This is a genomic window from Bradyrhizobium sp. CCBAU 51765, assembly GCF_015291725.1.
GTDB classification, from domain to species: Bacteria; Pseudomonadota; Alphaproteobacteria; order Rhizobiales; family Xanthobacteraceae; genus Bradyrhizobium; species Bradyrhizobium liaoningense.
The window spans coordinates 5,893,108-5,912,463 of sequence record NZ_CP030038.1 but is presented as its reverse complement, the minus strand read 5'-3'; the positions used below and the strand labels follow the sequence as shown (position 1 = coordinate 5,912,463).

At 64.7% G+C, this 19,356-nt stretch carries 17 protein-coding genes; 12 read left to right on the top strand and 5 right to left on the bottom strand.

All coding sequences use genetic code 11. The annotated features are described in order from the left end of the window. Window positions 1-103 precede the first annotated feature (103 nt). A complete protein-coding gene (locus tag XH96_RS27960; protein ID WP_194388680.1) occupies window positions 104-1,177 on the top strand; it encodes a tartrate dehydrogenase in 1,074 nt (357 codons plus the stop codon). Between the two features lie 197 nt (window positions 1,178-1,374). Here the strand turns inward: XH96_RS27960 and XH96_RS27955 are convergent, their stop codons facing one another. The 4 genes from XH96_RS27955 to XH96_RS27940 all read right to left on the bottom strand — a co-directional run bounded on the left by XH96_RS27955 (window position 1,375) and on the right by XH96_RS27940 (window position 5,670). Next, a complete protein-coding gene (locus XH96_RS27955; RefSeq protein WP_194388678.1) occupies window positions 1,375-2,448 on the bottom strand; it encodes a malate/lactate/ureidoglycolate dehydrogenase in 1,074 nt (357 codons plus the stop codon). 11 nt (window positions 2,449-2,459) lie between these two features. After that, entirely contained in the window at window positions 2,460-3,371 is a 912-nt protein-coding gene (locus XH96_RS27950; protein WP_194388676.1) for an NAD(P)-dependent oxidoreductase, read from the bottom strand. Between the two features lie 12 nt (window positions 3,372-3,383). After that, window positions 3,384-4,634, bottom strand: coding sequence for a Zn-dependent hydrolase (locus XH96_RS27945; protein ID WP_194388674.1), 1,251 nt, complete (start codon window positions 4,632-4,634; stop codon window positions 3,384-3,386). Between the two features lie 118 nt (window positions 4,635-4,752). Further along, the gene (locus XH96_RS27940; RefSeq protein ID WP_194388672.1) at window positions 4,753-5,670 is read right to left on the bottom strand and encodes a LysR family transcriptional regulator; all 918 of its coding nucleotides are present in this window, start codon (window positions 5,668-5,670) and stop codon (window positions 4,753-4,755) included. Window positions 5,671-5,790: 120 nt separating this feature from the next. Between XH96_RS27940 and XH96_RS27935 the strand changes: the two genes are divergently transcribed. The 6 genes from XH96_RS27935 (at window position 5,791) to XH96_RS27910 (ending at window position 11,369) form a co-directional block, all read left to right on the top strand. Then, the gene (locus tag XH96_RS27935) at window positions 5,791-6,606 is read left to right on the top strand and encodes a putative hydro-lyase (protein ID WP_194388670.1); all 816 of its coding nucleotides are present in this window, start codon (window positions 5,791-5,793) and stop codon (window positions 6,604-6,606) included. An 89-nt stretch (window positions 6,607-6,695) separates the two neighbouring features. After that, complete coding sequence (locus XH96_RS27930) at window positions 6,696-7,940, top strand: ABC transporter substrate-binding protein (protein WP_194388668.1); 1,245 nt, start codon at window positions 6,696-6,698, stop codon at window positions 7,938-7,940. 196 nt (window positions 7,941-8,136) lie between these two features. Further along, a complete protein-coding gene (locus XH96_RS27925) occupies window positions 8,137-8,970 on the top strand; it encodes a branched-chain amino acid ABC transporter permease (protein WP_246789764.1) in 834 nt (277 codons plus the stop codon). Continuing rightward, a complete protein-coding gene (locus tag XH96_RS27920; protein WP_194388665.1) occupies window positions 8,970-9,953 on the top strand; it encodes a branched-chain amino acid ABC transporter permease in 984 nt (327 codons plus the stop codon). Before XH96_RS27925 ends, XH96_RS27920 begins: the two co-directional genes overlap by 1 nt. Continuing rightward, window positions 9,950-10,681, top strand: coding sequence for an ABC transporter ATP-binding protein (locus tag XH96_RS27915; RefSeq protein ID WP_194388663.1), 732 nt, complete (start codon window positions 9,950-9,952; stop codon window positions 10,679-10,681). The genes XH96_RS27920 and XH96_RS27915 overlap by 4 nt, the downstream gene beginning before the upstream one ends. Next, window positions 10,665-11,369 carry an ABC transporter ATP-binding protein gene (locus XH96_RS27910; protein ID WP_194388662.1) on the top strand — a complete coding sequence of 235 codons (705 nt, stop codon included), beginning with the start codon at window positions 10,665-10,667 and terminating at the stop codon, window positions 11,367-11,369. Before XH96_RS27915 ends, XH96_RS27910 begins: the two co-directional genes overlap by 17 nt. A 150-nt stretch (window positions 11,370-11,519) precedes the next feature. Here the strand turns inward: XH96_RS27910 and XH96_RS27905 are convergent, their stop codons facing one another. Beyond that, the gene (locus tag XH96_RS27905; RefSeq protein WP_194388661.1) at window positions 11,520-12,194 is read right to left on the bottom strand and encodes an aldolase; all 675 of its coding nucleotides are present in this window, start codon (window positions 12,192-12,194) and stop codon (window positions 11,520-11,522) included. A 104-nt stretch (window positions 12,195-12,298) separates the two neighbouring features. On the opposite strand from XH96_RS27905, the gene ltnD reads away from it, so the two are divergent. From ltnD to XH96_RS27880, 5 genes are all read left to right on the top strand, one after another. After that, window positions 12,299-13,216: an L-threonate dehydrogenase gene (gene ltnD / locus XH96_RS27900; protein ID WP_194388660.1), complete on the top strand. Its 918-nt coding sequence runs from the start codon at window positions 12,299-12,301 to the stop codon at window positions 13,214-13,216. A 15-nt stretch (window positions 13,217-13,231) separates the two neighbouring features. Beyond that, the gene (otnI, locus tag XH96_RS27895; RefSeq protein ID WP_194388659.1) at window positions 13,232-14,014 is read left to right on the top strand and encodes a 2-oxo-tetronate isomerase; all 783 of its coding nucleotides are present in this window, start codon (window positions 13,232-13,234) and stop codon (window positions 14,012-14,014) included. Next, a complete protein-coding gene (gene otnK, locus XH96_RS27890) occupies window positions 14,011-15,282 on the top strand; it encodes a 3-oxo-tetronate kinase (RefSeq protein ID WP_194388658.1) in 1,272 nt (423 codons plus the stop codon). The genes otnI and otnK overlap by 4 nt, the downstream gene beginning before the upstream one ends. Window positions 15,283-15,449: 167 nt before the next feature. Continuing rightward, window positions 15,450-17,141, top strand: coding sequence for a methyl-accepting chemotaxis protein (locus XH96_RS27885; protein WP_194388657.1), 1,692 nt, complete (start codon window positions 15,450-15,452; stop codon window positions 17,139-17,141). Between the two features lie 347 nt (window positions 17,142-17,488). Beyond that, window positions 17,489-19,177, top strand: a complete 1,689-nt coding sequence (locus XH96_RS27880) for a methyl-accepting chemotaxis protein (RefSeq protein WP_194388655.1) — start codon at window positions 17,489-17,491, stop codon at window positions 19,175-19,177. Window positions 19,178-19,356: the final 179 nt, after the last annotated feature.

Here is a 19,356-nt window from a genome sequence, read left to right as displayed (position 1 = left end):
GCCATGGTCAACATTGCAGTGCAGCGTTGCACCGCCCGCGACTTTGGTCCATTGCAGTGCGATCAAAATGCGGCGGCTGCCGGACCAACCAAGGACGTTCTCGATGAGCAAGAAACAATACCGGATCGCGGTCATTCCCGGCGACGGCATCGGCAAGGAAGTGATGCCGGAGGGGCTGCGCGTTCTGGAGGCGGCGGCGAAGAAGCATGGCGTCTCCGTGCATTTCGACCATTTCGACTTCTCGTCGTACGACTATTACGAGAAGCACGGCCAGATGATGCCTGACGACTGGAAGGAAAAGATCGGCAAGCACGATGCGATCTATTTCGGGGCGGTCGGCTGGCCGGCCAAGATCCCGGATCACGTCTCGCTGTGGGGCTCGCTGATCAAGTTCCGCCGCGAGTTCGACCAGTACGTGAACCTTCGCCCGGTGCGCCTGATGCCCGGCGTGCCGTCGCCGCTGGCGGGCCGCAAGCCCGGCGACATCGATTTCTGGGTGGTGCGCGAGAACACCGAAGGCGAATATTCCTCGGTCGGCGGCCGCATGTTCCCCGACACCGACCGCGAGTTCGTGACACAGCAGACGGTGATGACCCGCACCGGCGTCGATCGCATCCTGAAATTCGCCTTCGAGCTCGCGCAGTCGCGGCCGAAGAAGCACCTGACTTCGGCGACCAAGTCGAACGGCATCTCGATCACAATGCCCTATTGGGATGAGCGTGTGGAGGCGATGGCCAAGAAGTTTCCGGGCGTGAAGTGGGACAAGTACCACATCGACATCCTGACGGCGAACTTCGTGCTGCATCCGGACTGGTTCGACGTCGTGGTCGGCTCGAACCTGTTCGGCGACATCCTCTCCGATCTCGGCCCGGCCTGCACCGGCACGATCGGCATCGCTCCATCAGGCAACATCAATCCCGAGGGCGATTTCCCCTCGGTGTTCGAGCCGGTGCACGGCTCGGCGCCTGATATCGCGGGGCAAGGCATCGCCAACCCGATCGGCATGATCTGGTCGGGCGCCATGATGCTCGAGCATCTCGGCGAGAAGGAAGCAGGAAAATCGATCGTCGATGCGATCGAGCGCACGCTGGCCGAACGCACGCTGCGGACGAAGGATCTCGGCGGCAATGCCGATACCACGGCCTGCGGCAAGGCGGTCGCGGACATGGTGGATTAGTTCGGTGCTTCACCCTCTCCCCTTTGCGGGAGAGGGTGGCCCGTAGCGGCGAGACGGGTGAGGGGTATCTCTCCGCGGAGGCAGCCCCTTCCATTGAGAAACTATTCGTCGCGGAACGAACCCCTCATCCGGCGCTTCGCGCCACCTCTCCCACAGGGAGAGAAAGGAAAGTGTAGCTGCCGACGTATTGTCTCCAATCAGCCGACGATCTTCTCGATCGCTGCGTGGTCCAGCCCGAACTTCTTCCCGGCCTCGAGAATCTCCTGCCAGGTGGTCGGGTCGACCGGAATGCCTTCGGCGAGGCGCTTCTTCTTGGTCTCGCGCTCGGGCTCGCCGGCGATCTTCACCTTGTCGACGCCGGCAGCGGGCGGTGAGCCGGTGTGCCAGTCGACGAAACTTTCGACTTCGCGCGCGAGGTTTTCGGCGGTGCCGAGCTTGCCCGGGTCGATGACGATCGAGAGCATGCCGTTGAGGACATTGTGCTTGCCGTCGGACGGGCCCTTGACCACCTGCCCGCCTGAGAGCGCGCCGCCGAGGATTTCGCAGACCAACGCGAGGCCCGACCCCTTATGCTCGCCGAACGGCAGGATGGCGCCGTACGGCGGGATCACGGTGTAGCGCGGATTGACGGTGGGTTTGCCTTCATTGTCGATGATGGTACCGGGCTCGAGCTCGACGCCCTTGTTGTGGGCAACGCGGGTCTTGCCCTGCGCGATCCTGCTGGTGGCGAAGTCGAGCACGATCGGCTCCTTGCCCCTGCGCGGGATGCCGACGCAGAAGGGGTTGGTGCCGTGGCGGGCATCGCTGCCGCCCCAGGGCGCCACGATCGGACGCGAGATCACGTTGACGAAGTGGATCGAGACCAGGCCGTGCTCGATGCACTGCTCGGCCCAGTGACCGATCCGGCCGATGTGATGCGCGTTGGAGAGGCCGACGAGGCACACGCCGTTGCGCTTGGCGCGCTCGGCCGCCAGCTCCATCGCTTCATGGCCGATCACCTGTCCATAACCCGTGAGGCCGTCGAGGGTGAGAAGCGGACCGGTGTCGAGCACGATCTTGACGTGCTGGTTCACGGCGAGGCCGCCGGTCGTGACGCTCTGGACGTAGCGCGGGACCATGCCGACCCCGTGCGAGTCGTGGCCTTTGAGATTGGCCTCGACGAGATTGGTGGACACGAGCTCGGCCTCTCGGTCCGAGGAGCCGCCGGCCTTGACGATGGCGCGGACGGCGCTGGTGAGCGCTTCCGCCTTGATGGTGCGATAGTCAGCCATTTGTTGTGCTCTTATCCCTTCACGATCCGGCGGCAGTGGACCCAGGCCGCTTCAATCAGGTTCTCGCTCGCCTCCGGCGTGCGGAAGGCCGAATGCGCCGACAGCGTCACGTTCGGCAGTTTCGTCAGCGGATGATCGCCGGGGAGCGGCTCCGTGTTGAAGACGTCGAGGCCGGCATGGCGGATGTGGCCGGACTTCAGCGCGTCGATCATGGCGGCTTCGTCGACGATCGCAGCGCGGGCAGTGTTGACGAGGATGACACCACGTTTCATCGCGAAGATCTTGTCGCGCGTGATCATGCCGCGGGTTTCGTCGTTGAGCAGCAGATGCAGCGACACGACGTCGCTCTTCGCCAGCACCGTATCGAGATCGGTGAATTCGACACCGGGATAGCTCTTCGGCGAGCGATTCCAGGCGATCACCTTCATGCCGCTTCCCGTGGCAATGCGCGCAACTTCCGCCGCGATACCGCCGAACCCGATCAGGCCGAGCGTCTTGCCGGTGAGCTGCGTGCCGTCCTCGCGCAGCCAGTTGCCGGCCCGCATCTCGCGGTCCATCATCGCGATGACGCGGGCGGAGGCCCACATCAGGGCGATCGCGCATTCGGCCACTGCCGTGTCGCCATAGCCCTTGATCAGATGCACGGAGATGCCGAGCTCGGCGAGCTCCTCCGGGTTCATGTAGCTGCGCGCCCCGGTGCCGAGGAACACGACGTGCTTCAGCCCCGTGCATTTCCTCGCCACCTCGGTGGGAAGCGCGGTGTGGTCGACGATCGCGATCTCGGCGCCGTCGAGGATTTCCGGGTATTGCTCGGGCTTGATGTCGGGGTCCCTGTGGATCCGCACCTTGGGATCACCGGGTTTCTCCAGCCGCTCCATGATCACGGCGAGGGCTTCATTGGCGTCGACGAAAACTCCGCGCATGGCTCTCTCCAATCAGGACGCGACGCCGGCGATCGCCAGCACGGTATGCATGAGGACGTTGGTGCCTGCGGCACAGTCGGCCTGCGTGGCATCCTCCAGCTCGTTGTGGCTGATGCCGTCCTTGCAGGGTACGAACACCATCGCGGCCGGCATGATCGTGTTGAGGTTGCAGGCGTCGTGGCCGGCGCCGGAGGTGATGCGGCGCGAGGAATAGCCGAGTGTCTTCGCGGCGTTCTCGACGGCCGCGATCAGCTTGGGATCGAAATGCGTCGGCGGCTTGCGCCAGACCAGATCAATCTTCACATCGACCTTGCGGCGCGCGGCGATATCGGTGATGGCGGCGCGCAAATCGCGATCGAGCGCGTCCATGATGGCGCCGTCGGCGCTGCGGCAATCCATGGTGAAGGCGATCTCGCCGGGAATGACGTTACGCGATGGATTGGCGATCACGGCCTCGCCGATGGTGCCGACCGCGTTCGGCCCGTGCTTCCTCGCGATGGCCTCCATCGCCAGCACGATCTCCGACAGTGTGGCCAGCGCGTCGCGCCGCAGCGGCATCGGGGTCGAACCCGCATGGCTCTCGAAGCCGGAAATCTTGCCGTCGTACCAGAGCACGCCCTGGCCGGAATCGACCACGCCGATGGTCTTGCCTTCCGCTTCCAGAATGGGACCCTGCTCGATGTGCAGCTCGACGAAGCAGCCGAGCTTCTGGAAGCCGACCGGCTTGTTGCCGCGATAGCCGATGCCGTCGAGCGCCTGACCGACGGTGATGCCTTCGGCGTCCTTGCGCGACAGAATGTCGTCGGTGGTGAAGTCGCCGACATAGGCGGCGGAGGCCATCATCGCTGGTGCGAAACGCGAGCCTTCCTCGTTGGTCCAGTTGACGACGCAGATCGGAGCCTCGGTCTCGATGCCGGCGTCGTTCAGCGTCCGGATCACCTCCAGCGCGCCGAGCGTCCCCAGGATGCCGTCATATTTGCCGCCGGTCGGCTGGGTGTCGAGATGCGAGCCGATGCCGACGGGCGGCTTCGACATGTCGCGGCCCTTGCGCAGGCCGAACATGGAGCCGAGCGCGTCGACGTGGACTTCGAGCCCGGCGTCCTCGCAGGCCTTGCGGAACCAGTCGCGTACCTGCTTGTCTTCGCTGCTCAGCGTCAGCCGCCGTACGCCGCCCTTGGCCGTCCCGCCAAACTGCGCGGTCTCGTGAATGGAGCCCCAGAGGCGGGCGGAATCGATTTGCAGATTGGTGGCGGCTCGGCTCATGCGTCTCTTCCATTGATCGCTGTCATCCCGGGGCGCCCAAAGGGCGAACCCGGAATCTCGAGATTCCGGGTTCTCGCTGCGCGAGCCCCGGAATGACGGTAGAAAACCCGGCGCTTTTTCAATGACGCGCCTGCGCGGGCGCGTCAACCGCGAGGCTGCTCTGCGCAATCTGCCTTGCCAACTCGGCGACGCGCTCCACGGCGACGACGTCGGGAGAGGCGAGCCAGCTCGCGGTGAATGTCAGCGGCGCGATCGCGAGATCGGTGTCGAGCAGTTGCAGCCGTCCGTCGGCGAGCTCGTTCGCCACGATGGCGTCGGGGATCACGGCGATGCCGAGTCCCTCGACCGCCATGTGGATGACCGTCGCGAGCGAAGCAGAGGCATGCAGGCGGATCGGCGGCAGCTCCGGCCGGTCGAACACCTCGCGGACAACCTCGTAAGGCTTGGTCTTGCGCGGGAAGGTGATGATCGGAAACCGGGCGAGGTCCGCCGGCGTCACCGGGCCCTTGCCGAGCCCCAGCGAGGGGCTTGCGAGAAAGCCGATCGGATAATCGGCGAGCACGCGGTTGTGCACGCCGGAGGCGGACAACGGCCCGACGACGAAAGCGAGCTCGATCTCCTGCGCGAGCAGGCGCGCGGTGAGGTTCGGCGTGATGTCGACCTCGATCTCCAGCGACAGGTTCGGATAGACCTCGTTCACGCTCTTCACCAGCCGCGGCAGCCAGGTGTGCACGATGGTCTCGGCGACGCCGAGCCGCATCACGCCGCGCATCGCCGACCGGTCGCCGATCTCCGCCATCATCTGCGCGCGCAGGCCGATCAGCTTCTCGACATAGACCATCATCTGCCGGCCGCTCGGTGTCGGTGAGGCGACGCGATGATCGCGGTTCAGGAGCTTCACGCCCATCTCGCGCTCGAGCTGGGCGATCCGTTGCGAGATCGCCGGCTGGGTGGTGTTGAGCCGCTGTGCGGCGCCACGGAAGCTGCCGAGCTTCACAACCCAGAGGAATGTCTCGATCGACCTGAAGTCCAGCATTGGAAGGATTTTCCCGATCGATAAATTGGATTTATCGATATTGATTAGAAACGACGATTAGACTTTATAGCACGCTTGGTGTTGGCTTGTCTTTGTCGAGTTTCTAGGCAGGTCGATCACATGACTGTTTTGGTGGCAGCGCAGCAAACTGAAACACCCGACTCCCTTCCGAGCCGCAAGGCTCGGCTGGCCTATCGCGAGGGGCTGGTCGCCTCCACCGCCGGCGTCGCTCCGGGTTTTGTCCAGGGCAATCTGGCGATCCTGCCTGCCGAATATGCGGGCGCCTTTCACCGCTTCTGCCAGCTCAATCCGAAGCCATGCCCGATCATCGGCATGTCCGATGTCGGCAGCCCGCACATCCCGTCCCTCGGTGCCGATCTCGACATCCGCACCGACGTGCCGCGCTACCGCGTCTGGCGCGACGGCGAGGTCGTGGACGAGCCGACCGACGTGACGAAGTATTGGCGCGACGATCTCGTGACCTTCGTGCTCGGTTGCTCCTTCTCGTTCGAAGAAGCTCTGCTCGAGGAGGGCATGCCGATCCGGCACATCGAGCACAATGTGCGCGTGCCGATGTACCGCACCAACATCGCCTGCGGCGAGGCTGGTCCATTCGCCGGTCCGATGGTGGTGTCGATGCGCCCGTTCAAGCCGGCCGACGCGATCCGCGCGGTGCAGGTCACCTCACGCTATCCCGCCGTGCACGGCGCACCCGTGCATCTCGGCCATCCGCATCTGATCGGCATCAAGGACATCGCCAAGCCCGACTACGGCGATCCGGTGCCGGTCGCCGACGACGAGATTCCGGTGTTCTGGGCCTGCGGGGTGACGCCGCAATCGGTGATCAACGCCGCGAAACTCCCGTTCGCCATCACGCATTCGCCCGGCCTCATGCTGGTGACGGATCTGAAGAACAGAACCATGGCCGTGATTTAGTGGGCAGCGTCTGCTGCTTCTTCAGGCTTTACCGCATCCATCATTCGCTTCATTCGATCAGCCGAAATTCAGTAACAGGGGACTTTGCCATGACGATCACTCGCCGCGACGTGTTGTTGGGAGCCACCGCCACTGCCGCTCTCGTGCCGCTGGCAGCGCGCGCACAGACCTCGGAAGTCGTGATCGGCGTGATCTATCCGTTCTCGGGCGGCAGCGCGCAACAAGGCGTCGACGCGCAGAAGGCCTATGAGACTGCGCTCGAAGTCATCAACAAGAACACCGATTTCGACCTGCCGCTGGCGAAGGGCGAAGGCCTGCCGGGTCTCGGCGGCGCGAAGATCCGTCTCGTGTTCGCCGATCACCAGGCCGATCCGCAGAAGGGCCGCGCCGAGGCCGAGCGCCTGATCACGCAGGAGAAGGTCTGCGCCATCATCGGGACCTATCAGAGCGCCGTCGCCGTCACCGTCAGCCAGATCTGCGAACGCTACCAGGTCCCGTTCGTGTCCGCCGACAATTCCTCTCCCAGCCTGCATCGCCGCGGCCTGAAATATTACTTCCGCGCCGCGCCGCATGACGAGATGTACTCGGCCGCGATGTTCGACTTCTTCGATGCCATGAAGAAGAAGGGCACCAAGATCGAGACGCTGTCGCTGTTCCACGAGGACACCATCTTCGGCACCGACTCCGGAAATGCCCAGACCAAGATCGCCGGCGAGCGCGGCTACAAGATCGTCACCGACATCAAGTACCGCGCCAACTCGCCCTCGCTCTCGGCCGAGGTGCAGCAGCTCAAGACCGCCAATGCCGACGTGCTGATGCCCTCGAGCTACACAACCGACGGCATCCTCCTGGTCAAGACCATGGCCGAGCTCGGCTACAAGCCGAATGCGATCGTGGCGCAGGACGCCGGCTTCTCCGAGAAGGCGCTCTATGATGCCGTCGGCGACAAGCTCGAAGGCGTCATCTCGCGCGGCACCTTCTCGCTCGACCTCGCGCAGAAGCGTCCGATGGTCGGCAAGATCAACGACATGTTCAAGGCGAAGTCCGGCAAGGATTTCAACGATCTCACCTCGCGCCAGTTCATGGGCCTGATTATCCTCGCCGACGCCATCAACCGCGCCAAGTCGACCGACGGCGAGAAGATCCGCGACGCGCTGGCGGCGACCGACATCCCGGGCGATCAGACCATTATGCCCTGGAAGCGCGTCAAGTTCGACGAGATGGGCCAGAACAACGACGCCGACCCGGTGCTGCTGCAATATGTCGGCGGCAAGTTCGTCACTATCTTCCCGCCGCAGGCCGCGATCGCCGAGGCGATCTGGCCGATGAAGTAAGAGTGGGAAGCGGGAGCTCAGATGTAGCTCCCGCCCTCATCCTGAGGAGCGGGCGTAGCCCGCGTCTCAAAGGACGAGGGCTGGGCCATCCTTCGAGACGCGCACTGATGCGCGCTCCTCAGGATGAGGATCTATTTCGGGGGACAGACTTTTGACAGCCCAAGCCATAATTCAAAGTCTCGCGAGCGGCCTCCTCATGGGCCTGCTCTACGGACTGATCGCAGTCGGCCTCGCGCTGATCTTCGGCCTGATGGACGTCACGAACTTCGCCCATGGCGAGTTCCTGATGCTCGCGATGTACCTGTCCTTCTTTCTGTTCGCGTTCTTCGCCATCGACCCCTTGCTGTCGGCGCCCCTGGTCGCCGCGGCGCTGTTCGTTTTCGGAGCGGTGATCTACCTGCTCATTGTTCGCTTCGCCATGCGGGCCAAGGCCAATGCCGGCATGGTGCAGATCTTCACCACCTTCGGTCTCGCCATCGTGATGCGCGGGCTCGCGCAGTTCTTCTTCACTCCTGACTACCGCAGCATTCCGCAGTCCTGGCTCGGCGGCAAAACCATCTCCTTTGCCGGCATCTTCCTGCCGGAGCCGCAGCTGGTCGGCGCGCTGGTCTCGATTCTCGCCTTTGCCGGTCTCTACTTCTTCATCCACCGCACCGATTTCGGCCGCGCGATCGAGGCCACCCGCGAAGATCCAGGTGCGGTGGCTCTCGTCGGCATCGACAAGAACCGCGTGTTCGCGTTCGGTTGGGGCCTCGGCGCCGCGCTGGTCGGTCTCGCCGGCGCGATCATGGCGGTGTTTTTCTACATCTACCCCGACGTCGGCGCGTCCTTCGCGCTGATCGCCTATGTCACGGTGGCGCTGGGCGGCTTCGGCAGCGTGTTCGGGGCCTTCGCCGGCGGCATCATCGTCGGTCTCGTCGAGGCGGTCACGGCCTTGGTGCTGCCGCCCTCGCTGAAATCCGTCGGCATCTACGCCGTCTACCTGCTCGTCGTCTTCATCCGGCCACGCGGCCTGTTCGGGTCGATGTGATGGACAAGAATTTTGCAGCGCGGCGCCGCCGCGACCTCATCATCGCCGCAGGACTGGCCGGGATCGCCGCACTGGCGCCGCTGTTCGTCAAGGACGTCTACGTCCAGAACATCCTGATCCTGACGCTGATGTACGCAGCGCTGTCGCAGAGCTGGAACATCCTGTCCGGCTATTGCGGACAGATCTCGCTCGGACACGCGCTCTATTTCGGCATCGGCGCCTACACCACCGAGTTGCTGTTCACCAAGTTCGGCGTGCTGCCCTGGTTCAGCATGCTCGGCGGCGGCGTGATCGCGGCACTCATCGCAATGGGGCTCGGCTATCCCTTCTTCCGCCTGCGCGGCCATTACTTCGTGATCGCGACCATCGTCATCGCCGAGATCGGTCTGCTCCTGTTCCAGAACTGGGAATGGGCGGGAGCCGCGATGGGCATCACCATTCCGATCCGCGGCGACAGCTGGCTGAAATTCCAGTTCCTGCGCACCAAGCTGCCGTATTTCTACTTCGCGCTGGGCCTGTGCTGCCTCGCCTGGTTCGTCACCTGGTGGCTGGAAGATTCCAAATGGGGCTTCTGGTGGCGTGCGGTGAAGGACAATCCGGAAGCGGCCGAAAGCCTCGGCGTCGTCGTGTTCAATTCCAAGATGGGCGCGGCCGCCGTCTCCGCCTTCCTGGTCGCCATCGGCGGCGCCTTCTACGCGCAGTTTCTCGCCTATATCGATCCTGAAAGCGTGATGGGCTTCCAGTTCTCGCTGCTGATGGCGCTGCCGGCCGTGCTCGGCGGCATCGGCACCCTCTGGGGCCCGGTGTTGGGGGCCGCCATCCTGATCCCGATGACGGAGCTGACCCGCTCCTATATCGGCGGCTCCGGGCGCGGCGTCGATCTCATCGTTTACGGCACCCTGATCGTGCTGATCTCGCTGGCCCTGCCGCAAGGTCTGGTGAGCCTGTTCTCCCGTTCGAAAGCAAAGGGAGCAACGCGATGACGGCGCTCCTTGAAACCCGCGGCGTCTGGCAGCGCTTTGGCGGTCTCATCGCCAACAGCGATGTGTCGATCTCGGTTGGCCGCGGCGAGATCGTCGGCCTGATCGGCCCGAACGGCGCCGGCAAGTCGACCCTGTTCAATCTCATCGCGGGCGTGCTGCCGCCGACCCAAGGCTCGATTCTATTCGACGGCGAGGATGTCACCCGCATGCCGGCGGCCGAGCGCTGTCAGCGCGGGATCGGCCGGACCTTCCAGGTCGTCAAGAGCTTCGAGACCATGACGGTAATCGACAACGTGATCGTCGGTGCCTTGGTCCGCAACACCGTGATGCGCGAGGCGCGCCGCAAGGCCCATGAGGTGCTGGAATTCACCGGCCTTGCCGCGCGCGCCGACGTGCTCGCCAGCGACCTCGTGCCGGCCGAGAAGCGCCGTCTCGAAGTTGCCCGTGCGCTCGCGACCGAACCGAAGCTGCTGCTGCTCGACGAAGTTCTCACCGGGCTCACGCCGACCGAAGCGCAGACCGGTGTGGCGCTGGTGCGCAAGGTGCGCGATGCCGGCATCACCGTGCTGATGGTCGAGCACGTCATGGAGATCGTGATGCCGCTGGTCGACCGCGCCATCGTGCTCGATCTCGGCAAGGTGCTGGTCGAGGGCAAGCCCGCCGACGTCGTCCGCGATCCCAAGGTGATCAGCGCATATCTGGGAGATCGTCATGCTGTCGGTGCGTGAAGTCACGACCGCCTATCAGGGCCTCGTCGCGATCTCCGCGGTCTCGATCGAGGTCCAGAAGGGCGAGATCGTCTGCGTCGCCGGGGCCAACGGCGCGGGCAAGTCGACGCTGCTCAAATCCATCGCCGGTGCCGAGCGTCCGCGCTCGGGCACGGTGACGTTCGACGGCAAGCGCATCGACGGTATGGCGCAGCACCACATCACCGCCGCCGGCATCGCCTATGTGCCGGAAAACCGCCGCCTGTTTCCACGGCTGTCGGTGCGCGACAATCTTCGCCTCGGCAGCTACCTCTACCGTGGCGAAGCCAACCGCGAAGGGCCGCTCGATCTCGTCTTCAAGCTGTTCCCGCGTCTTCAGGAACGTTTGGAGCAGCGCGCCGAGACGCTCTCCGGCGGCGAGCAGCAAATGCTCGCGATCGGCCGCGCGCTGATGACACGCCCGCGGCTTCTGATGCTCGACGAGCCGTCGCAGGGCATCATGCCGAAGCTGGTCGACGAGATCTTCCAGGCGGTGAAGCGCATCCGCGATGCCGGCATGACCGTCCTGATCGTCGAGCAGCGCATGGCCGAGTGCCTGGAGATCGCCGACCGCGCCTACATCCTGCAAACCGGCCGCGTGCTGATGCAGGGCGCAGCAAGCGAGATCAAGGGAAATCCGGATGTGCGAAAGGCGTATCTGGGGCTGTAGGCGAGAAGTATCGGCCACGCCAGCGCAACATATTCGGTGTCATCGCCCGACTTGATCGGGCGATCCAGTACTCCGAGACGGCAGTGATATGCGGAGAAGCCGCGGTGTACTGGATTCCCCGCTTTCGCGGGGAATGACAGCAGTGGGGGATCAATGCCCGTGCCCATGCTCCGGCAACGTCACTCCGAACACCCTCACCAGATCCGTCACCTGCTCCGGCGACAGATACCGCGGGTTCATCCCGCGCAGCAGCAGGTACAGCTTCGCCGTCTCCTCCAACTCCTCCGTCGCGAACACCGCGGCCTCAAGCGTGTCGCCGGCAACGACCGGGCCGTGATTGGCGAGCAGCACGGACGAATATTTTCCCGCCAGTCCCTTGATCGCATCCGCGACTGCGGGATCGCCTGGGCGATAATAGGGCACGAGCGCGGTGGCGCCGCATTTCATCAGGTAATAGGCCGTCATCGGCGGCAGCGCGGCGCGCGGGTCGATCTCGGGCAGCATCGAGAGCGCGACCGAATGGGTCGAGTGCAGGTGTACGATCGCCCGCGCACTCCCACGCGTCTCGTAGAGCGCCGTGTGCAGCGGAACTTCCTTGGTCGGCGCGTCGCCCGACAGCAGCCGGCCCTGATCGTCCAGCCGCGACAGCTTCGCGGGATCGAGGAAGCCCAGCGAGGCATTGGTCGGCGTCACCAGCCAGCCGTCGCTGTCCAGCCGCACGCTGATATTGCCGGAGGAGCCCGGCGTCAGCCCGCGCTCGAACAGGGATCGTCCGAAGCGGCAGATATCCTCGCGCAGCCGTGTCTCGTTGCTCATGGCCGTCATGCCTGCTTGTCTCACGCTTTGGCAGCGCGGCCAAGCCGTGTTATCGGTTCGATGAGCCGCCGCAAAGGGCGGCCGTCCGGGAAACGTTCGCAAGGATCAGTTGCATGTCGGCCTCCACGTCACAAAATCAGCGTATCGCCGTCATCGGGCTCGGCTCGATGGGTTTTGGCATGGCGACCTCGCTGAAGCGCGCCGGCCACGCTGTGACCGGCTGCGACGTTTCCACGGATGTCGTCGCGCGCTTCGTGAAGGATGGCGGCGCGGGGGCCAGGACGCCGGCCGAAGCGGCCAGGGAGGCCGCTATCGTCGTCAGCGTCGTCGTCAATGCCGCGCAGACCGAGGCGATCCTGTTCGGCAAGGATGGTGCCGCCGAGACCATGCCGAAGGACAGCGTGTTCGTATCCTCGGCTACCATGGATCCCGACGTGGCGCGGCGCCTTGCCAAGCAGCTCGAGGCGACCGGCCGCCACTATCTCGATGCGCCGATCTCCGGCGGGGCGCAGCGCGCCGCGCAAGGCGAGTTGACGATCCTCGCCTCCGGCAGTCCCGCCGCTTTTGCAAAGGCGCGGCCCGCGCTCGATGCGATGGCCGCAAAGCTCTACGAGCTCGGCGATGCCGCAGGGCAGGGCGCTGCGTTCAAGATGATCAATCAATTGCTCGCCGGCGTGCACATCGCCGCCGCCAGCGAAGCGATGGCGTTCGCGGCGAAGCAGGGCCTCGACATCCGCAAGGTCTATGAGGTGATCACGGCTTCGGCCGGCAATTCCTGGATGTTCGAGAATCGCATGCCGCACGTGCTCGACGGCGATTACACGCCGCGCAGCGCCGTCGAGATCTTCGTCAAGGACCTTGGCATCATTCAGGACATGGCACGCACGGCCCGATTCCCCGTGCCGGTCTCCGCCGCCGCGCTCCAGATGTTTCTGATGACATCAGCCGCCGGCATGGGCCGTGACGACGATGCTTCGGTGGCGCGCATGTACGCGCAGGTCACCGGCGTCAAGCTGCCCGGCGACAAATAAGCAAGAGGAACTCCAATGCCCCGTTTCGCCGCCAATCTCTCGATGATGTTCACCGAGGTGCCGTTCCTCGACCGCTTTGACGCCGCAGCCCAGGCCGGCTTCACCGCCGTCGAGTTTCTCTTTCCCTACGAGCATCCGGCCGAGGCCGTCGGCGAGCGGCTCAAGCGCAACGGCCTGACCCAGGCGCTGTTCAACCTGCCGCCGGGCGACTGGAACGCCGGCGAGAAGGGCTTTGCGGCGCTGCCAGCGCGCTTCAATGATCTCAAGGCGAGCCTGGAGACCGCGCTGCCCTATGCCAAGGCGACCGGCGTCAAGCGGCTGCATTTGATGGCCGGCATCGCCAACCGCGGCGAGCGCGTGGCGATCGAGGCGTTCTACAAGTCGGTGGCCTGGGCTGCTGAATTCTTCGCGCCGCATGGCATCGACATCGTGCTTGAGCCGATCAATGCCCGCAACGTGCCCGGCTACTTCCTCAACGATTTCGGCTTCGCGCGCGATCTGATCCAGGAGCTGAGGCTTGCGAACCTGAAGCTCCAGTTCGACATCTATCACTGCCAGATCATCCATGGCGACGTCACGATGCGGCTGCGCGAGATGATGCCCATCATCGGCCACGTCCAGATCGCCAGCATCCCCTCACGCAACGAGCCCGACGGCGAGGAGCTGAACTATCCGTTCCTGTTCGCAGAGCTCGACCGGCTCGGCTATGCCGGCTTCGTCGGCTGCGAATACAATCCGCGCGGCAAGACCACCGATGGGCTCGCCTGGTTCAAGCCTTACGCAGGAGTGAAGTCGTGACGCTTGCGTTGGGCTGCATCGCCGACGACTACACCGGCGCCTCCGATCTCGCCAACACGCTGACGCGCGCGGGCCTGCGCACCGTGCAGACCATCGGCGTGCCCGCCGACGATCTCGCGCTGCCCGAAGTCGATGCCGTCGTGGTGTCGCTGAAGAGCCGCTCGATCGAAGCCGGCCTCGCGGTGTCGCGCTCGCGCGCGGCGGAGACATGGCTGCGTGGCCGTGGCGCGCGCCACGTGCTGTTCAAGATCTGCTCGACCTTCGATTCCACCGACGCCGGCAATATCGGCCCGGTGATGGACGCGTTGCGGGCCGATTGCGGCGAAGCCGTCGTGCTGGTGACACCGGCGTTCCCCGAGACCGGCCGCACCGTCTACCAGGGCAACCTGTTCGTCGGTGCCGTGCCGCTCAACGAGAGCCCGCTGAAGGACCATCCGCTCAACCCGATGCACGATTCGAACCTGGTGCGCGTGCTGGCGCGCCAGAGCAACACGCAGATCGGCCTCGTCGATCTCGCCACCGTCACGCGCGGCGCGGAGGCCGTGCGGGCGCGATTGGCCGAGCTCGCGGGCAAGGGCATCGGCGCCGCGATCATCGACGCCGTCTTCGACCGTGATCTCGAGACCATCGGTCTCGTCGCCGCCGAACATCGGCTGTCGGTCGGCGCCTCAGGCATCGGCCTTGGGCTCGCACGGGCTCTGGTATCGACTGGAAGCGTCAAGGCAGCGGCAATCAGTGATGCAGGCGCGCCGGTCGGCGGACCCGCGGCATGCCTTGCCGGGAGTTGCTCGCAGGCGACGCTTCAGCAGATCGCCAATGCCGAACGCATCATGCCGGTGCTTCATCTCGATCCGGACCGTATCATCGCGCGGGCAGACGAAGTGCAGCGCGCGCTGGACTGGGCAGCACCGCGACTGGCCGACGGTCCGGTGCTGATCGCATCGAGCTCGACACCCGATCAGGTCGCCGCGCTGCAGGCGCGCCACGGTCGCGACGCCGCCGGCCATGCCATCGAGCAGGCCATGGCCGATATCGCAGAAAGCCTCGTAAAATCGGGCGTCCGGCGACTGATCGTTGCCGGCGGCGAGACGTCGGGGGCCGTTGTCGATCGGTTGAAGATTCCTGGATTTCTCGTGGGAGTGGAAATTGCCGCAGGCGTTCCGGTGCTGCGCGCGGTGGGTGCCGCAAGCGACATGCTGCTCGCTCTGAAGTCCGGAAATTTCGGCGGAGCGGAGTTTTTCTCCGACGCACTTAGGCTCATGCGCTGAGCGCAGAGCATTTTTAGCTGCCTGTTCATTTCTTTCGGGCTCCGTACTCGCGCGGAGCCGTCGTTAACATCTGCACAAGTGCTCTGGTGTTGGATGTCGGTGCTGCTCCCTTTGGTTGATTCGTAGAATTCCGACGCGCGCCGGCGCCAATACAGCGAGACCCGATTATGTTCGCCAAACTCTCCATCCGCACCAAAATCGTCAGTGTCGTGGCATTCCTGCTGGTTGCGATGGCCGGCATGGGCCTGCTTGCCGTCATGAAGATGCGATCGATCAACGCCAGCACCGTGGACATCACCACCAATTGGATGCCCAGCGTGCGGACAATCGGGGATTTGCGCGCCAGCGTCATCACCTACCGCAACGTGGTTCGCCAGCACATGCTGGCCGAAGCTCTGGAAGACAAGCTCGCGACCGAGAAGACCGCCGCCACCGTAACTGAGTCGCTCGCCAAGGTGCGCGCCAAGTACGAGCCGATGATCACCTCCCCGGAAGAGCGGTCGCTCTACAACCAGTGGTCCAGGCTCTGGGACGACTACAAGAAGGGCACCGAGGAGGTCATGGCATTGTCGCGCAAGGAGGCCGGCAAGCTCCCGCGCGAGGCGCAGGAGCTCAACTCCAAGACCGTCAACAAGATCGGGCTCCAGGCCGACGAGGTCCTGAACAAGGACATCGAGCTTAACACCATGGGCGGCGATCGGGCCGCTCAGGATGCTGCCGACAGCTACGCCTATGCCTTCATGCTGGTTTCGGTCATTCTCGGCGCCGCTGTCGTGATCGGCCTTGGGCTCGGCTTCTATCTCGTCCGAGACGTCTCCAGCGGCATCGGCTCGATCATCCAGCCGATGCAGGCGCTGGGCAAGGGCGACCTTTCCGCAGAGGTCCCCCACCGCGGCGAGAAGACCGAGATCGGCGCCATGGCTGACGTGCTCCAGATCTTCAAGGAGGCGCTGATCGCCAAGAAGGCCGCCGACGAAGCCGCCGCGGCGGACGCCGAAGCGAAGATCGAGCGCGGCCGCCGTGTCGACAATATCACCCGCGAATTCGAAACGATGATCGGCGAGATCGTTCAGACCGTGTCGTCGGCCTCGACTCAGCTCGAAGCCTCCGCCTCGACGCTGACTGCGACCGCGGATCGCTCGCAGCGGCTGGCAACCACGGTGGCCGGCGCTTCGGAGGAAGCTTCGACCAACGTGCAATCGGTCGCCTCGGCGACGGAGGAGATGGCTTCGTCGGTCGGCGAGATCAGCCGTCAGGTGCAGGAATCGGCACGGATGGCGGGCGATGCCGTCGGCCAGGCCCGCGCCACCACCGAGCGCGTCAGCGAGCTCTCCAAGGCCGCCGCGCGCATCGGCGACGTCGTCGAGCTGATCAACACCATCGCCGGCCAGACCAATCTGCTCGCGCTGAACGCCACCATCGAGGCGGCGCGAGCGGGCGAAGCCGGCCGCGGCTTCGCCGTGGTCGCTTCCGAGGTGAAGGCGCTTGCCGAGCAGACCGCGAAGGCGACCGGCGAGATCGGCCAGCAGATTTCCGGCATCCAGGCCGCGACCAACGATTCGGTCGGTGCGATCAAGGAGATCTCCTCGACCATCGAGCGGCTGTCGGAGATCTCGTCGGCGATCGCGGCGGCGGTGGAAGAGCAAGGCGCGGCGACGCAGGAAATCGCTCGCAACGTGCAGCAGGCCGCGCAGGGCACGCAGCAGGTGTCGTCGAACATCACCGACGTGCAGCGCGGGGCGACCGAGACCGGCACGGCCTCCTCGCAGGTGCTGTCGGCGGCGCAGATGCTGTCGAACGACTCGAACCGGCTCAAGACCGAGGTCGGCAAGTTCCTGACCAACGTCCGCGCGGCTTAGAAGCGAGCGCGTCTCCTTTCGTCAAGTGAGAGCGGCGCCGTGCGCCGCTCTCGTCTTTTCGGGCACCTGCCGACGACGGAACGGCTTGGCATTCCGGGCCATGGCCACAGAGTCAACGAGGTCGGCATCAGCAGCTGTACTCTCCGGGGCGCTCGTATACTGGGTCGCGCCTGGAGATGCCCGAAGAAGTCCGGACTACTTCCTTGATGGCGGCTCAGTACAAGTACGGAGTGCCGTTAAGGTGAATGATCCTGAGGGGCCGTATCAATGTCGGGTTGGAGTTGGTCGAGGTTGGACGGGCCGGCGATCCGATAGGCGCCTTCAATCTGCAATACTGGGGAATTTTGATGTCTTGGATAAACAACGTTCGCATTTCGATTAAGGTTTCTGCGGTGTTTGTGGCGATCTGTCTCGTCGTCGCCGGCAGCACCGCGGCGATCTACAATTCGCTGAGGGTGATGGACTCCACGGCGAAGATGACGGTGCATACCTATGAGGTGCTGGAGCAGCTCTCCGACCTCGTCGGAGCCATGGTCAATTCGGAAACGGGCGTGCGCGGCTACCTCGTTTCGGCAGACAGCGCCTTTCTCGGGCCTTACGAGTCCGGCCAGAAGCAGTTTCAGGCCGCAGCGGCCAAGGTCGGCAGCCTGACGTCCGATAACGCCGCGCAGCAGAAGCGCCTCGAGCGCGTGAAGGCGTTCGCCAGCGATTGGACCACCAATGTCGCGCAGCGCGAAATCGCGATGATGAAGGACCCTGCAACCCAGTCCAAGGCACGGGAACTCGAGGCATCCGGCGCCGGCAAAAAGTCCATGGATGGACTGCGCGCGGTCGTGCAGGAGATGGATGCAGAGGAGCGATCGCTCCTGTCGGTGCGCGCTGCGGCATCCGATGCCGCTTCCGCCAACGCGACGCTCTCCATGATGATCGGCGGCCTCCTGACTCTGCTGCTTTCGCTGGTGGGCGCCTTCGGTGTCGCCGTCGCGGTGACCCGTCCCATCCAGCGCATCACCAGCGAGATGGGCATTCTGGCGAAGGGAGATACGTCGGTGGTCGTATCGGGCACAGAACGCAAGGACGAGATTGGCGCGATGGCCCAGGCGGTCCAGGTGTTCAAGACCAATGCCATCGAGGTCGAGCGGTTGAAGGCGGAACAGGTCGAAGCTGAGCGACGGAATGCGGAACAACGCAAGCAGGACATGACCAGACTCGCAGACGATTTCGAAGGCGCTGTCGGTCAGATCATCGGAACGGTCTCGTCCGCCTCGACGCAGCTCGAAGCGTCGGCCACCACCCTGACGGGTACGGCCGAACGCTCGCAGCAATTGGCGACCACGGTCGCCTCCGCTTCGGAGGAAGCCTCGACCAACGTGCAATCGGTCGCCTCGGCGACCGAAGAGATGGCTTCGTCGGTCGGCGAGATCAGCCGTCAGGTGCAGGAATCGGCGCGGATGGCGGGCGATGCCGTGGGCCAGGCGCGCGCCACCACCGAGCGCGTCAGCGAGCTCTCCAAGGCCGCCGCGCGCATCGGCGACGTCGTCGAGCTGATCAACACCATCGCCGGCCAGACCAATCTGCTCGCGCTGAACGCCACCATCGAGGCGGCGCGAGCGGGCGAAGCCGGCCGCGGCTTCGCCGTGGTCGCTTCCGAGGTGAAGGCGCTTGCCGAGCAGACCGCGAAGGCGACCGGCGAGATCGGCCAGCAGATTTCCGGCATCCAGGCCGCGACCAACGATTCGGTCGGTGCGATCAAGGAGATCTCCTCGACCATCGAGCGGCTGTCGGAGATCTCGTCGGCGATCGCGGCGGCGGTGGAAGAGCAAGGCGCGGCGACGCAGGAAATCGCTCGCAACGTGCAGCAGGCCGCGCAGGGCACGCAGCAGGTGTCGTCGAACATCACCGACGTGCAGCGCGGGGCGACCGAAACCGGCACGGCCTCCTCGCAGGTGCTGTCGGCGGCGCAGATGCTGTCGAACGACTCGAACCGGCTCAAGACCGAGGTCGACAGATTCCTGACCAACGTCCGCGCTGCGTAAAGCGCGGCCCATCCATCAAGCCCATGAGCGGCGCTGTAAGCGCCGCTCGTTTTTTTTTCGGTAGCATCATGTCATTTGATGCAAGCGTCCGAGGCCTTCCCAGTAATCTTACGGGCACGCCGTTTCATGGATAGTTAAACCGGCTTTACGAATGTTGGGGCGAGGGCAGCCCAGCAAGG